This window comes from Streptomyces sp. SCPE 10 (assembly GCF_051980735.1).
GTDB classification, from domain to species: Bacteria; Actinomycetota; Actinomycetes; order Streptomycetales; family Streptomycetaceae; genus Streptomyces; species Streptomyces misionensis.
In genome coordinates, this window is the sequence record NZ_CP197069.1 from 445722 (window position 1) to 459844 (window position 14123).

Genomic DNA, 14123 nt, shown 5'->3' on the forward strand with positions numbered 1-14123 from the left:
AGACCGTGTCCTACATGGTCCGTTTGAGGAGTCGCTTGTAGCAGCAGAGGGCGGCGGCGAGTCCGAGGAAGGCCAGGTAGTTGCCTGGCTGACGCTCGTAGCGGTGGTTGAGACGTCGGTAGCCGGTCAGCCAGGACATCGTGCGCTCGATGACCCAGCGGCGGCGGCCCAGCCGCTCGCTGGACTCGATGCCCTTGCGTGCGATGCGGACGCCGATGTGCTTGCCCCATAGCCATCGCCGCAGGTGAGGGACGTCGTAGGCCTTGTCGGCGTGAAGCCGCCCAGGCTTGGAATCGTTCGCATGGGATTCGTGTCCCATGTGGAAATGGGACAGCATCGGCTTCAGGGCGAGGCTGTCGTGGGTGTTGGCCGCCGAGAGTCCGACGCGTAGGGGCAGTCCGTTCGCATCCGACAGGACATGCATCTTGGAACCGGGCTTACCCCGGTCCACGGGGCTCGGACCTGCAAGTTCGCCCCTTTTTTAGCGCGGACATGGGCCGAGTCGAGGACCGCTCGGGATAGATCGATCAGGTCTTGACCGTCCAGGAGTTGGAGCACCTTCTGGTGCAGTCGTCCCCACACACCAGCCCGGGACCAGATGAGAAACCGACGGTGCACGGTCGACTTCGACGCCCCGAAGCACGGCGGCAACGCCCGCCAGGCACAGCCACTGACCAGCACATAGATGATCGCGGCGAACACCGCTTCGTCATCGATGTTCGCGACCCCACCGCCCTGCGGACGCACCCGCGCCGGCGGCAGCAGCGGCCTGGCGATCTCCCATAAGCCATCCGGAACGATCCATCCCCACCGCCCACTCCCCATAACCGAACCAACGACCAACTGGCCATGTAGGACACGGTCTTATACACCAATCCGCTGTCGCCCTTGGTGAGGTATCGCACCCGGACGTGGTGACCGTCGGCCGACGTGTCCTTCACACGCAGGGTCACTTTCACTTCGCCCCACGGGTCGGATCCATATACTGAAACCGACGAGCCGGAAGCACCGGTGGTGGAGCAACTGGCGGTCATGGTGTTCGCCGCCGAGGCGGCGTTCGACATCGACGCCGCGCCGATCGTGAGGCCAGTTGCGGCCAAAAGCACACCGAAGCTTTGGCCGATCATCCTTATGTGGTTCACGCCATCCCCGTTCTTCGGATCGTCATCACTCATAGACTGACGGGTGGCTGGCGAGGATGTCGTTGGCAGCGAGTGACCGCCTTCTTGGTAATGCGTCTACGCCACGATGCGCGCGGCCTGATGACGGTACTCCCTTGGCGGGATCCCGTACGCCGTGCGGAAGGCACGAGTGAAGTCAGATGCGTGTGTGAAGCCGCAGTAGGAACCGATGGCATGGATAGGTGTGTCGCGCATCGCAGGGTCGGCGAGCGCGCGGCGCGCGCGCTCCAGCCGTTGACAGCGGATCCAGGCAGCGAGTGTGTGGTCTTCCTGCTGGAAGAGTCGGTGCAGATAGCCGACGGAGATGTGGTGCGCGGCGGCTACGGCTCCAGGGGTCAACTGCGGGTCGTGAAGATGATGCTGAACGAAGGCCCGGATGCGCAGCACGAGGGTGTGCCGGCGGGTTTCCGGGGGGAGTGAACCATCTGCATCGAGGGCGTGAGCGAACAGTGCGGTGAGGAGGTCGGCTGCCACGGTCCCCAGGCGCGTACCGTCGTCGGGCCGGTAAGAGCTGGTGTCCCCGGCGACTTGGGTGAGGAACTGGGCAAGTAATGCGCCTAGGCCCTCACGTCCCGGCAGCCGCCTCATGATCAGTCTGTCAACGGCATTTTCCGGCAGGGGCAGCAGCTTCCGCGGGATGAGGAGCCCTGTTCCTTGGATGGCTCTCTCGCCATGGCCGGTGATCGCCCGCATGAGGTGAGGTCGCGAGGTGTCATGGAGAACCAGGTCGTGCCGTTCGAAGGCCGCCTCGTGCTCGAATCCGGTGAGCCTCATGGTTCCCTGCAAGGGGAGCGAGAGATGATACAACTCTGGATCAGACCGCCGTATCAGCTTCTCAGTCCGACTCAGGGTCATCGAAGGGTGCTCCATCGTCCACAGCTGTACGTCCCCCAGGTTCACGATGCGCTGCGACGCCGCGAAGTTGGCTACGTGATCACTGTGGACTTCGGCCGGTGCATACGTCCGTAAGACGTGCTCACGCCAGCAGTCAAACCGGTCTGACGCGATTACGTCCTGTGTGCTGAAAGTCCTCTCGATCAGCATTCCTCTCCTCTGGAATTGAGGGGGAAGCCCTGCGGCTGCCCGGGGGCTTCCGTCCACCGGCGCAGCAGGCGCCGGCCGGGTTAAGCTCGGCGCGCAGTCACCATGCACAGCGCGTCGACCGGGGCCAACAGCTCTTCTTGTGGCCATGCAGTCTCACGGGTTCGCGTCGCGCTGGTTGAGCCTGGCGGGAATGCAGATCTTCGAGGCGCTAAAGTGGCGGTCGGTGAGGTAGCTCTTAACTGTCTTGTCATGTTGAGCAGCGCATCGGGTCTCCCTTCGGGCCAGGATGCGGGAGAGTTTCGAGGAAGTCGGCCAGGAGGGCGTTGAACTCGGCCGGTCGCTCCATGTGGGGGAAGTGTGCGGTGTTCTCCACGGACACCGCGCGGCCGTCGGGTACCGCGTGGACCAGACGCTCGGCCATCGCAAGGTGGTCGCTCGCGTCGAGGGCACCGTTTATCGCCAGGACAGGAACGTCGATAGACGCTGCACGCCGCCAGGTCTGCGGAACCGGTACGCGATGGTCCGGTTCGCCGGCCGTGTGCTTGGAGATCGTCCGGGACGCCATCGCGCGCAGGCGGTTCGCAACGTCCGCGGCAACATCACCGGGCGAGCGGTGCGGGCCTGCAGCGAAGCGCACGTGCCCGTTCAGCCAGCCCTCGATGTCGCCGGCTGCCAGTGCACGGTTCTGCTCTCCCAGGACCTCCAGGCTCCAGGGATCCTCGAAGTACGGTTCGCTGGTCCCCACGCCGCTGACCACCACGGCGCGAACAAGTTCGGGATGTTCTAGCGCAGCGTCGACCGCGGTGCCCCCGCCCATCGAGACTCCGACGAGCACCGCTGGCCCGACATCCAGACGGCGCAGCAGCGCTGCCAGATCGCCTGCCGGACGAAACGGGCGGGTCGCGTTCGAGGATGCGCCGTGTCCGCGGGCGTCCGGTGCGATGACCCGGTAGTGCGGGGCGAACGCCCGTATCTGCTCGTCCCACATGCTGTGATCGAAGAACCCGGCATGGAGCAACACCAGTGGCTGCCCCTCGCCGGTGTCACGATAGGCGAGGGCTCCGTCAGAGGTCATGAACGCAAGCATCTCGGAGTGCTCGGCGAAGGCATCCATGACAACCAAGGTGTCATCATCATCGAAAGTTGGCAACCGAGGTGTCATTCTTGGGGGATGACAGGTACCGACACCCCACTGCCGCCAGACGAGCTCGCCGACCGACTGACGGAGGTGTTCGCCCTGGTGGGGCCGCTGTACCGGCGGGTGCACCGCAAGGTGGAACAGGCCGAGCCGATCGAGGGGCTGTCCGTCGGCGTGCGCGCCGTCCTGGATCTGCTGCGCCAACACGGACCCATGACCGTCCCTCAAATGGGCCGTGCCCAGACACTCAGCCGTCAGTTCGTGCAGCGCATGGTCAACGATGCCGCCGCGCAGCACCTGGTCGAGGCCATCCCCAACCCCAGCCACCAGAGGTCCTCACTGATCCGGCTCACCGCCGAAGGCACGGTGGCCATCACCGCGGTACACGCCCGCGAACACGCGGCCCTGCGGCAGGTGACCGGCGACCTCACCGGCGCCGACGTGGACGCGTGCCTGCACGTTCTGACCCGGATGCTCGCCCTCTTCGACGATGTCGACGTGCCTTAGGCACTGTCCGGCGGATCACGGGCGGAGCCATAAGCGGATTGCTGCTGCGGTGACTGTGCCGTGGAAGACGTAGGCGCGTTTGTCGTAACGGGTGGCGACGGCGCGCGAGTTCTTGAGCCGGTTGATGGTCCGCTCGACCTCGTTGACCGCCACGACCCCGCTACGCAACGGGTCGACCCCGGCTACCCGAAGCCAATTGCCGGCAACTGGCCGGGCCTGTGGGGTGACCGGATCGACGCCGAAATAGTGTGGAACAACGGCAAAGCCTACGACTACCAGTACATGCGCTACGACATCGCCGCGGACAAGGTGGACGCCGGCTACCCGCTGCCCATCGGATCGAACTGGCCCGGCCTGCCCGGCCGAGTCCGCTAGAGATCTTTTAGCGGCTGGAAGTCGAGCCCGGTCTACCGAGACCGGCATCGAGCAGTGGCAGCGCCGCCGCGAACAGCTCCTTGAAGACACCGGCGCGGCCCAGGCCGATCTCCGCACGCTCCGCGAGCAGATCGACTCCTTCACCATCACGCTGGGTCGGGCGCGCCATGACTGGCTCGTCGAGCCGGACGAACTAAAGGGTGTTGCACAAGGCCGTGATCAAGCAACCTGAGGCGGGCTGTTGGTCTGGGCGATCATGCGGCGAGGGCGAGGTTGTGCATGCGGGCCACCGCCTGGACTGCGTGATGGAGGCCGTCGCCGCGCTGCCGGCAGTCGCGGAGGATCTTGTAGTTCTTCATCCGGGAGAAGACGTGCTCGACGCGTGCGCGGACCTTGCGGTGGGCGGCGTTGTCCTCTTCCTCGCCTTTCAGTAGTGCTCGTCCGGGGCGTTTGCGATGCGGGGCGACCAGACCCGTGCTGATATAGGCGCCGTCGCCGAGCACAGTCACGCCGCGGCAGTGCTCGGCCAGAGCCGAGTCCCGCCATGCCCTGGCATTGGCGGTGTTGCCGGGCACTGGCCGGGCTGCTGCCACCACGAGGCGGGTCTCGGCATCCACGATGACCTGCACGTTCGCCGAGAACCGGTAGTTACGGGAGGAGGCGCCCACGCCACGGTCGCGCACCGGGATGAGCGTGCCGTCCACGATCCACATCCGCTCTGGGGCGTCAGAGGGGCGGGAGACGGGCTCCAGGGCGAGCAACGGCCCCAGCCGCTGGATCACACGGCACACCGCGGAGGACGAGACGCCGAACAGCGGGCCCAGCTGCCGCATGGTCAGGTTCGTTCGGTAATACACCGCGACCATCAAGACCCGCTCGCCCAGCGGCAACGACCACGGCCGGCCCCGCAAAGTGCCGTTGCCGCCCCGCTCCCGCACCACCTTCAACAGACCCGAAAACTGCGTCATCCGCAGCCCCGTGAACGTCTCCACCCACACTCGTTCAGCACGTAACACCGCGGCCATACCTAAGAGATGCCCAGCTCACGGCCTTGTGCAACGCCCTTTAGGTTCTGTCTCTTTGGTCAGCGTCGGGTCCAGATGAGGATGCCCGCGAGGTGGAGGGCTGCCTGGTAGGCGATCGCGAGCTTGTCGGTTCGTGTAGCCAGGCCGCGCCACTGCTTGAGGCGGTTGATGCACCGCTCGACAGTGTTCCGCTGCTTGTACGCCTCGCTGTCGAAGCTGGGCGGGCGGCCGCCGAGCCGGCCTCGCCGCGGGCGGTGGCCGACTTGGTCGGATGGCTGCGGGATGACCGCGCGGATGCCCCGGCGCCGCAGGTGGCTGCGGATGGCACGTGAGGAGTACGCGCGGTCGGCCAGAACGGCCAGGGGCCTGGTCCGGGGCCTGCCCGGACCGGTGCGGGGCACTCGGATGCGGGACATGACCGTCTCGAATGCGGGTACATCGCCTGCCTGGCCTGCGGTGACGGTGAAGGCGAGGGGCCGTGCTCGGCCGTCTGCGGCCAGGTGGACCTTGGTGCTCAGTCCGCCGCGGGAGCGTCCGAGCGCTGATCGGCGGGCTCGCCGGAGGGGGGCGCCCCTTTTTTGCGTGCTCCGGCGTCGTGTTGGTGGGCCCGGAAGACCGTGGAGTCCACGGACACCGTCCAGTGGAGGTCGTCGTCGGCGTCCGCCGCCGGGACCGCTGAGAGGTTCCTCTCCCAGGTGCCATCGACGGCCCACCTGATCAGCCGCTTGTGAGCGGTCTGGAACGAGCCGAGCTCGTCAGGAAGGTCTCGCCAGGGCGAGTTGGCGCGGTACTTCCACGCGATGGCCTCAGAGTGCCGCAGTGGTCGGCCCATCGCCGCCCGTGGACCGGATCGGCAGGCATCAGCGGCTCGATCCGGTCCCCCATCGCATCGGTGATCAGCTATTCGGACGGACACAGCGGCAGGAGTCCTTCCGTGCCGCTTGGCCCAGCGGACCGCGCATCCGCCACCGCAGATTCGCCCGCCCGAACCGGCCCGCCGCTCGGGCGAACACCGCCTCCAACTCTGCAGCTCAGCAACCGACTTCAGTCGTACCCTCCAGGCCAGGACAACGACGATCACCAGCTCAGGACACGATCCGCTGCTGGAGTACTAGGCGACGGTGAGTACGATCTTGCCCTGGAGGTGCCCCCGGGCGGCCCGTTCGTGCGCCGCACGGGCGTCCGCGAGTGCGAAGGTGCTGTCGATCGCGACCCTGACCGTGCCCGCGTCCAGCAGTCGACCCAGCTCGGCGAGTTGCGCGCCGTTCGAGCGGACCTGGGTGCCCGTGACCGTGACGCCCAGCCGCGCGGTCTCCTCTTCGTCGAACTCGCCGAAGAACACCGGGAAGTGCGCACCGCCGCGTCTGAGGGTGCGCAGCAGTCGCCTGCTGTCGGGACCGCCGACGGTGTCGAGGACGAGGTCGGCGTCGCGTACGAGTTCCTCGGGTCGGCTCTTGGTGTAGTCGATGAACTCGTCGGCGCCGAGCCCGGTCAGGAACGTTTCGTGCGCGCCCGACGCCACCGCGATGACCCGTGCGCCCTTCCACTTCGCCAGCTGGAGCGCCAGGTGCCCCACCCCGCCGGCGGCGCCGTTGACGAGCACCGTCGCATCGGCGCCGAGCGGTACCGGGCGGTGCCTCGCCGCCTGGAAGGGTGACGGGTGGTCGTGTCCGACCTCGATCAGGAACTGCCACGCGGTGAGTCCGGCCATGGGCGCTCCGGCGGCCTGCACGTGATCGACACCGGCCGGCTTGAGCGCGAGGTCCGACGCGGGCGCGGCCACGTACTCGGCGTACGTACTGCCCTCGAAGCCGGGGAAGCGCAGCAGGCCGAAGACTTCGTCGCCGACGGCGAAGCCGTCCACGTCGGCGGCGACGGCCTCGACGACACCCGACAGGTCCGTCCCCGGGATCACCGGCAGCTCGAACTTCGGCCTCGTCTGCGGGGGCAGGTTGGACATGCCCTCGCGCAGGTACCAGTCGGGAGGGTTGACGCCGACCGCGCGCACGCGGACGAGCACCTCGCCCGGCCCCGGCTCGGGCATCGGCACCTCGTCGTACCGCAGGACGTCGGGGCCGCCGTGCTCATGGAGCCGGATCGCCCTCATCGTGTGTGTCGGCATCGCTCTTCTCCTGCTCGCACCGCGAGATAGAATCAACCGGATCAGTGGTCCGCATATCCGAACCACTGATCCGAATATACGGACCACTGATCCGGATAGTCAAGGGAGAACGATGCGCGCCGACGCCAGGAAGAACCGCGACCACCTGCTCGCCGTCGCGGGCGCCGCCATCGCCGAGCAGGGCGTCGACGCGTCGTTGCGCGACATCGCGCGCCGGGCCGGTGTGGGACTCGCGACGCTGCTTCGTCACTTCCCGACACGCGAGGCACTGCTCGAAGCCCTGCTCCGCACGAGCTTCGACGAGCTGACGGCAAAGGCCGACACCCTCGAGACGTCGGACCTGCCCGGCGACGCGCTGGTGTCGTGGCTGCGCGACTTCGTCGTCTGCGCCCGGGACTACCGCGGCGCCGTCACGGCGATGATGACCGCCATCGAGGACGAACAGTCCGCGCTGCACACTTCGTGCGTCACCATGCGCGCGGCCGGCACGCGACTCCTCACCCGTGCCCAACGCGCGGGCCTGGCACGCACCGACATCGACGGCACCGATCTCTTCGCGTTGGCCGGATCGCTCGCGTGGCTCGGCGACCAACCCGCCACGGCGCCGCGCGCCGACCACCTCTTCGAGGTCGTGGTGAGCGGGATCCTGACCGGCGCGGCGAGCGGCGACGCCGTGGGCACGGCCGTGGAGCGCGGCAGCGCGCCGTGATCCGTCGTCGCGGACTTCGCGGGTGGGTCCGCGCGGTTGGTGCCGGAGTCCGCCGTGCCGCGTGGCTCGCTCGCGTCCGGCTCCGCGCGCCGGCGCGGCGTCACTTGGTGAAGACCGCCCGCGCGATCCCGTCGGGGGACGCCCGCCTCCGCGACCGGTCGCCAGGCTGCCGGTGCACGGACCTCAGGGATTCCGCGACGGGACCAGGGACCAGTCGGCGGCGTGGCCGGGCGGCAGGGCCAGGTCGTGGCGGACGGCCGCGTAATAGCCCTCGCGGGCGGCGCGTTGCCGTGCGAGCATCCCGGCCCAGGCGTCCGGGTCCCGCGTCCCCGCGCGCAGGAACGCCTCCATCTCCATCACCACGACGACCCATTGGCGGGCCTTCTCCACCACGTCCCGGGTGCCGAGCATCAGCAGTGCCTCCCCGGCCGGGTCCCGGGCATCGGTGGCGGCGGACACGGCGGCTGCCGCCTCCTCGGGTGACAAGGGGTGGGGGTGCGGGTCGTTGCCGAGGTGTGCCGCGATCCGGTAGGCCAGGGTGACGCTCTTCTTCAGCGCCCTGGCGTAGTCGGAGTAGGCCGCCAGCCGCCGCTCGTCCCAACGGGCCGCCTGCTCACGGCGGAAGCGGGCACGGTCGCCGCGCGCACTCGCCCAGTACGACCCGAGGGCACCGATCACCACGCCGATCAGGGCGGGGAGTTGCTGGATGAACGCCGACATGGCCACACGGTATCGCCGTCCTCGCGCGAAGGGACGGCCTCTAGGGTGATCGGCATGCCGACAGCTGTCCACGCCCTCGCCCACTGCCCGTTGACCGTCGACGCCGTCGCGGAGCTGGTCGCGCTGCCGTTCGTGCCGCTCGCCGACGAGGACGACGACACGGTCGAAGAGGAGCTGCGGCGGCGCGGTTGGCAGTGGGAGGCGGAGCTGGTCCGCGACTCCTTCCGCACCGGGTACGGGCATGTGCTGTGCAGCGAGGGCTTCAGCCCGTTCGGGAATCGAAAGGACCGCGCGTTCCTGGTCTTCGGCGAGGTGTACCCCGCCGATCCGCAGGACGCGTCGATGGCCAACGCGACCTGGCTGAACGGGTACATGGAAGGCTGGGAGCGGGCGCCCGGCTGGCGCTCCCGGCGGCCCGCCACCGACCAGGACTGCGAGGCCGTGCTCGCGCAGGCGGCCCGGGCCGTGACCGAGGCGCTCGGCGCGGACCCCGAGCGCACCCTGGTGTCCGACCACACCGTGGGCTTCGGCCTCGCGCTGACCCACCGGATCTGGCGCACCCCGAGCCACGCCCTGATCCTCGGCCCGTCGTCCGACGAGGGCCCCTACGGCTACCTCACCCACCTCCAGCTCTCCCAGACCCCCCTGTCCTGCGCCCCCGGCCTGCCGCCCGCCGGCGCGGAGCACGAGGAGGCCCTGGAGACCTGGATCACCGCGCACATCGACTGGTGAACGCGGCGGCGCGGGTTCGGCGACGGCGGGCCACGGTCATCCCGTCGCGCCAGAGGCCCGGTTGCGCGCCCTGACCGACGAACCGCGTCCGGCCGACCACACGCGCGGGGAGCCGTACGGCTGCTGATCAGTCCCTTCCGCGCCGACGTGCCCGGCCTGCCCCCGGACGACGCGCACGGAGGCGGCCGGTGCGGCGCGTCGGCTACCCCGCGGCGCGCAGGGCGAGGACGTACCTCGCCGTGAGGGCAACGGCCCGGTCCTCGTCGGCGGTGAGGGTCGTGAGGGCGTGCGAGGCCGTGGTTCCCGGGATGTCCGCGAGCGCTTGTGCCAGCCGGCGGCGGGCGGCCGGGCCCGGGCCGCCGTCGCAGAGGCGGTCGACCAGGCCGGTGGCGATCCGTTCGGCCCGCGCGGGGTCGCTCGCCAGCGTGCTCAGCGCGTCGGACGCGTCGGTGTCGTTCCGGCCCTCGACGACCATGTCGAGCAGCGTCGGGACCGCCTCGGCCACCCCGCGCGCACCGAGGGCCAGGGCGGCATGGCCGCGCACCGCGCCGTCGGGGTGCGCGAGGGCGTCCCGCAGCAGTGCGGTCGCCGTGTCGTCCGGGATCTCGGCGAGGGCGCGGACGGCGCGTTCGCGCACCTCGGCCTCGGGTGCGGCGAGGCCCTCGGCCAGCAGTGCGGGCGCGTCCCCGCCCGCGTGCGCCAGGGCCCAGCGCAGGGCCCCGGCGACGTTCGGGTCCGACTCGCCCAGCGCGGCCTCGACCAGGGCCTCGACGGGCACGGGCGCCTCCTCCGCCGCGGACAGGGCCGCCCGCTGCCGGGCCCCCGCGCTGTCCGACCTCAGGGCCTTGAGGAGCGCGACGGTCTGGAGGACGTCCTCCCAGTCGGCGGGTTCCGCGGCACCGATCCGGCGCAGCCGTGTGAGCAGTTCCGTCTCCGCCGCGATGCGCTCGCGCGTCCGGCGGACGAGGTCCTCGACGAGCCCGGCGGGCGCGAAGCCCGGGTCGTCGAGCGCGCGCCCGACTTCGCTCAGCGACAGCCCCAGCGAGCGCAGGCTCTCGATGTGGAAGACGCGCCGGATGTTCTCGCTCGAGTACTCGCGGTAGCCGGATCCGGTACGGCCCGTCGGCCGCACCAGGCCGAGCGACTCGTAGTGCCGCAGCATGCGGGCGCTGACTCCGGACCGTCGCGCCACATCGCCGATCAGCACCGTCTACCGCCCCTCCCGGCCGGCCCCGCCGAGGGCCACCACGCGCTTCGCCTCCTCGATCGCGAACCCGAATCCGGCCTCCGGGTCGCGCCACAGCCGCTGCGTGGCGAGTGCGTGGGCGCGCACCCGCGGGTCGGTATCCGTCGTCGCGGCGTCCAGCACCGGCAGCATCACCTCGCCGAGCGCGATCAGCGCGCGGCTGAGGCTGAGTTGGGTCTCGTGCCCGCCGCGCCCGAGCTGTGCCGCCAACACTACGGCCAACCGGTGCTCCGCGCCTTCGGGTACGAGGGCGACCGCCGCCCGCCAGGCGCTGCGGGCCACCTCGTCGTCCGCGTCCGACAGCAGCGCCGGGGTGATCGCCGGCCAGGCCCGCCGGTCCCCGATCTTGGACAGGGTGTGCAGCGCCTGGCTGCGCGCCTGCGCGTGCGCGGAGCGGAGTTCGGCGAGCAGGGCCGGGACCGTCGCCGAGGCCGCGTGCCGGGTGAGGGCCCACGTCAGCATCTCGCGTACGGGGAACTCGGGTTCGTTGCCGCAGCGCTCGACGAGCTTGCCGACGAACCCCGGGTGCGGGGTCGTACCGGCCGCCAGCGCCGCTCGCAGCCGGACCGAGGAGTCGTCGTGCTCCAGGCTTTGCAGAACTTTGACCTTGTGCGGCGGGGTCAGGGTCATGGGGACCACCTCCTGGGCCGCAGTGAAGTCCTTGTCACGGTGTCAAGGTCAAGCGGCGCCGGGCCCGCGGGGCGAGGAGGGCGTGGAAGGCGAAGAAGCGGGGCCCGCGATCCGGGTGGATCGCGGGCCCCGCGGGGGATGGCTGCGGCACGCGTTAGCCCACGGTGTCCTCGTGGGACAGCTCGACGTCGAAGTCCGTCGTGCCGCCGGCGTCCAGGCGCACGGACGTGGCGACCGGCGCGTAGCCGCTGGCGATGACGGTGTACTCGCCGCGGTCCAGGTCGCTGAAGCCGTACACGCCGTCGGCACCGGTGGTGGCGGTGCCGATCACGTTGCCCGCCGAGTCCAGCAGGGTCACCTTGGCGTCGCCGAGCGGGTTGCCGGTGGCGGAGCTGACGACGCCGTGCAGCCGGACGCCGGGTTCGAGGCCGATCTGGCAGGACTCGGTGGCTCCCGGGGCGACCTCGACCGGAACGGCCGCCGGACGGTAGCCCGGCGCGTTCACGGCGAGGGTGTAGCTGCCGGGGACCAGGTCCACGAGCGAGAAGCCGCCGTCGGTGCCGGTGGTGCCGGAGGAGACGACCTCGCCGCGCAGGTCGGTCGCGACCAGCAGGGCGCCCGGCAGCGGGTGCCCCTCGGCCGCGTCCCGGACGGTCCCGGCGAGGGCTGCGGTGCTGCCGCTGAGCACGAGGTCGCAGACGACCGGCTCCGCGCCGACCAGCACGGTGACGGCCTGCGGCTGGCGGGCGCCCGCGGCACCGATCAGCACGTACGTGCCGGAGCCGGTCACCGTCACCGTGTAGCTGCCGTCCTGGGCACTGACGGCGCGGTCGAGCTGCCGGCCGCGGACGTCGATCAGGGTGACCGCCGCCTGCGGGACCGGGGCGCCCGAGCCGTCCAGCACCCGGCCGCGCACCGTCTGCCGGGCGGCGCCGGGGGCGCCGTCCCGCGCGGGCGGCGCCTCGACAATCGCGGGGGCGTCCGCCACCGGAGCGACCGCCACCGGGGCGGGGGCGGCGGGCTCCGGCGCCTGGGCGCCGTCCGCCTGACCGCCCTCCGCGGGCGTGCCGCTCGCCTCGGCGGCACGGGCCTCCAGACCCGACACCTTGCGCAGCGGCACCTCCTTGGTCCACACCGCGACCAGGAGGCCGAGGACCATGATGGCCGCGGCGCACAGGAACACCAGGTGCATCGAGTCGGTGAAGCCCTCCTTGAAGGGCTGGGCCAGACGCGGGTCGAGCTGCTGGATGAAGGAGGAGTCGTCCAGCACGCCCGAGCCGCTGCCGCCGCTCGCGCCGGGGTGCTCGACCATCTTCAGCACGGGCGCGTTCGCGGGGTTGGCGCGCACGGCCGGGTCGTGCAGCGCGGCCTGGAACGCGGGGGTCCGGGCCGCCGCGGCGAACGCCGAGCCGATCTTGTCGCCGACGGTGCTGAACAGCACGGACAGGAAGACCGCCGTACCGGCGGTGCCGCCCATCTGCCGGAAGAAGGTGGCCGACGCGGTCGCCACACCCATGTCCTTGGGCTCGACCGAGTTCTGCACGGCCAGGGTCAGGATCTGCATGCAGCCGCTGAGCCCGAGGCCGAACAAGGCCATGTAGGCCATGGTCTCCGGCAGCGGGCTGTCCCACTGGACCCGGTAGTGGAAGAGCAGCATGGCCGCGATGAGCAGCATGGTGCCGATGATCGGGAAGATCTTGTACTTGCCGGTCTTGGAGATGATGCGGCCGACCACGATGGTGCCGGCGATCATGCCGACCATCAGCGGCAGCATCAGCAGACCGGACTTGGTGGGGCTGACGCCCTTCACGATCTGGAGGTACAGCGGGACCATCATCATCCCGCCGAACATGCCCATACCGATGAGCACGGACAGCAGGCTCATCTTGCTGAACACGGAGCTGCGGAACAGGCGCATCGGGATCAGCGCCTCGTCGCCCATCGCCCGTTCCACGAGGACCCAGGCCAGCAGGCCGACGACACCGACCGCGTAGCAGAGGTACGCCCTGGCGGAGGTCCAGCCCCAGCTCTGGCCCTGCTCGGCCACCAGCAGCAGCGGCACCACGCCGACGGCGATGGTCACCGCGCCCCACCAGTCGATGCGGTGCTCGCGCCGGGTGTGCGGGAGGTTGAGCACCTTCGCGACGACGAACAGGGCGATGATGCCGACCGGGACGTTGACGAGGAAGACCCAGCGCCAGCCGGAGATGGCCAGGATGCTGCTGCGACCGGCCAGGAAGCCGCCGATGAGCGGGCCGAGGACGCTGGAGGAGCCGAACATGGCGAGCATGTAGCCCTGGTACCGGGCGCGCTCGCGGGGCGGCACGATGTCACCGATGATCGCCAGTGCCAGCGACATCAGACCGCCGGCGCCGACGCCCTGGAAGGCCCGGAAGGCCGACAGCTCGTTCATCGAGGTGGCGAACGAACAGGCCGCCGAGCCGACGACGAAGATGGTGATGGCCGCGAGGAAGAAGGGCTTGCGGCCGTAGAGGTCGGACAGCTTGCCGTACAGCGGCGTGCTGATCGTCGACGTGATCAGGTACGCGGTGGTGACCCACGCCTGCGCGCTGAGTCCGTGCAGATCGTCGGCTATGGTCCGGATCGAGGTGCTGACGATGGTCTGGTCGAGGGCCGCGAGGAACATGCCCAGCATCAGGCCGCTCAGGATCGTCATGATCTGGCGGTGCGTCA

15 protein-coding genes and 2 pseudogenes are annotated in these 14123 nt (G+C 70.1%); 5 read left to right on the top strand and 12 right to left on the bottom strand.

Annotated elements, in window-relative coordinates; all coding sequences use genetic code 11:
- Positions 1–10: 10 nt before the first annotated feature.
- Positions 11–825, bottom strand: a protein-coding gene (locus ACSP97_RS02070) for an IS5 family transposase (protein WP_440556604.1) whose coding sequence is annotated in 2 segments (ribosomal slippage) — positions 11–477 and positions 477–825 — 816 coding nt in all. Because the reading frame shifts where the segments join, the coding sequence is not laid out codon by codon here.
- A 186-nt stretch (positions 826–1011) separates the two neighbouring features.
- Here ACSP97_RS02070 and ACSP97_RS02075 point away from each other — a divergent pair.
- Positions 1012–1182: a hypothetical protein gene (locus ACSP97_RS02075; protein ID WP_440556175.1), complete on the top strand. Its 171-nt coding sequence runs from the start codon at positions 1012–1014 to the stop codon at positions 1180–1182.
- Between the two features lie 56 nt (positions 1183–1238).
- Here the strand turns inward: ACSP97_RS02075 and ACSP97_RS02080 are convergent, their stop codons facing one another.
- Together ACSP97_RS02080 and ACSP97_RS02085 are read right to left on the bottom strand one after the other, a co-directional pair.
- Positions 1239–2225 (bottom strand): helix-turn-helix domain-containing protein, encoded by a 987-nt coding sequence (locus tag ACSP97_RS02080; RefSeq protein WP_440556176.1) that lies wholly within the window; start codon positions 2223–2225, stop codon positions 1239–1241.
- 247 nt (positions 2226–2472) lie between these two features.
- Positions 2473–3339 carry an alpha/beta fold hydrolase gene (locus tag ACSP97_RS02085; RefSeq protein WP_440556177.1) on the bottom strand — a complete coding sequence of 289 codons (867 nt, stop codon included), beginning with the start codon at positions 3337–3339 and terminating at the stop codon, positions 2473–2475.
- Positions 3340–3396: 57 nt separating this feature from the next.
- Between ACSP97_RS02085 and ACSP97_RS02090 the strand changes: the two genes are divergently transcribed.
- Positions 3397–3870, top strand: a complete 474-nt coding sequence (locus ACSP97_RS02090; RefSeq protein WP_355524758.1) for a MarR family winged helix-turn-helix transcriptional regulator — start codon at positions 3397–3399, stop codon at positions 3868–3870.
- A 15-nt stretch (positions 3871–3885) separates the two neighbouring features.
- On the opposite strand, the pseudogene ACSP97_RS02095 reads toward ACSP97_RS02090, so the two are convergent.
- Positions 3886–4014, bottom strand: a pseudogene (locus tag ACSP97_RS02095) (IS5/IS1182 family transposase); the annotation flags it as partial.
- A gap of 138 nt (positions 4015–4152) precedes the next feature.
- Here ACSP97_RS02095 and ACSP97_RS02100 point away from each other — a divergent pair.
- Entirely contained in the window at positions 4153–4245 is a 93-nt protein-coding gene (locus ACSP97_RS02100) for a hemopexin repeat-containing protein (RefSeq protein WP_440558540.1), read from the top strand.
- Between the two features lie 7 nt (positions 4246–4252).
- Here ACSP97_RS02100 and ACSP97_RS02105 read toward each other — a convergent pair whose 3' ends face one another.
- From ACSP97_RS02105 to ACSP97_RS02120, 4 genes and pseudogenes are all read right to left on the bottom strand, one after another.
- The gene (locus ACSP97_RS02105) at positions 4253–4414 is read right to left on the bottom strand and encodes a hypothetical protein (RefSeq protein WP_440556178.1); all 162 of its coding nucleotides are present in this window, start codon (positions 4412–4414) and stop codon (positions 4253–4255) included.
- A gap of 85 nt (positions 4415–4499) precedes the next feature.
- Positions 4500–5270 carry a transposase gene (locus tag ACSP97_RS02110; RefSeq protein ID WP_440556179.1) on the bottom strand — a complete coding sequence of 257 codons (771 nt, stop codon included), beginning with the start codon at positions 5268–5270 and terminating at the stop codon, positions 4500–4502.
- Positions 5271–5329: 59 nt separating this feature from the next.
- Positions 5330–6155: pseudogene (locus ACSP97_RS02115) on the bottom strand (IS5 family transposase).
- A gap of 226 nt (positions 6156–6381) precedes the next feature.
- Positions 6382–7392 carry an NADP-dependent oxidoreductase gene (locus tag ACSP97_RS02120; RefSeq protein WP_355524766.1) on the bottom strand — a complete coding sequence of 337 codons (1011 nt, stop codon included), beginning with the start codon at positions 7390–7392 and terminating at the stop codon, positions 6382–6384.
- Between the two features lie 112 nt (positions 7393–7504).
- Between ACSP97_RS02120 and ACSP97_RS02125 the strand changes: the two genes are divergently transcribed.
- Complete coding sequence (locus ACSP97_RS02125) at positions 7505–8101, top strand: TetR/AcrR family transcriptional regulator (protein WP_355524769.1); 597 nt, start codon at positions 7505–7507, stop codon at positions 8099–8101.
- 183 nt (positions 8102–8284) lie between these two features.
- Here ACSP97_RS02125 and ACSP97_RS02130 read toward each other — a convergent pair whose 3' ends face one another.
- Complete coding sequence (locus ACSP97_RS02130; RefSeq protein ID WP_388289785.1) at positions 8285–8821, bottom strand: hypothetical protein; 537 nt, start codon at positions 8819–8821, stop codon at positions 8285–8287.
- Between the two features lie 54 nt (positions 8822–8875).
- On the opposite strand from ACSP97_RS02130, the gene ACSP97_RS02135 reads away from it, so the two are divergent.
- Complete coding sequence (locus ACSP97_RS02135; protein WP_440556180.1) at positions 8876–9553, top strand: hypothetical protein; 678 nt, start codon at positions 8876–8878, stop codon at positions 9551–9553.
- A gap of 202 nt (positions 9554–9755) precedes the next feature.
- Here ACSP97_RS02135 and ACSP97_RS02140 read toward each other — a convergent pair whose 3' ends face one another.
- From ACSP97_RS02140 to ACSP97_RS02150, 3 genes are all read right to left on the bottom strand, one after another.
- On the bottom strand, positions 9756–10760 hold the full coding sequence (locus ACSP97_RS02140; RefSeq protein WP_440556181.1) for a HEAT repeat domain-containing protein: 1005 nt from the start codon (positions 10758–10760) through the stop codon (positions 9756–9758).
- 3 nt (positions 10761–10763) lie between these two features.
- Positions 10764–11429: a HEAT repeat domain-containing protein gene (locus ACSP97_RS02145; protein WP_440556182.1), complete on the bottom strand. Its 666-nt coding sequence runs from the start codon at positions 11427–11429 to the stop codon at positions 10764–10766.
- A 154-nt stretch (positions 11430–11583) separates the two neighbouring features.
- The gene (locus tag ACSP97_RS02150) at positions 11584–14106 is read right to left on the bottom strand and encodes an MFS transporter (RefSeq protein ID WP_440556183.1); all 2523 of its coding nucleotides are present in this window, start codon (positions 14104–14106) and stop codon (positions 11584–11586) included.
- Positions 14107–14123: the final 17 nt, after the last annotated feature.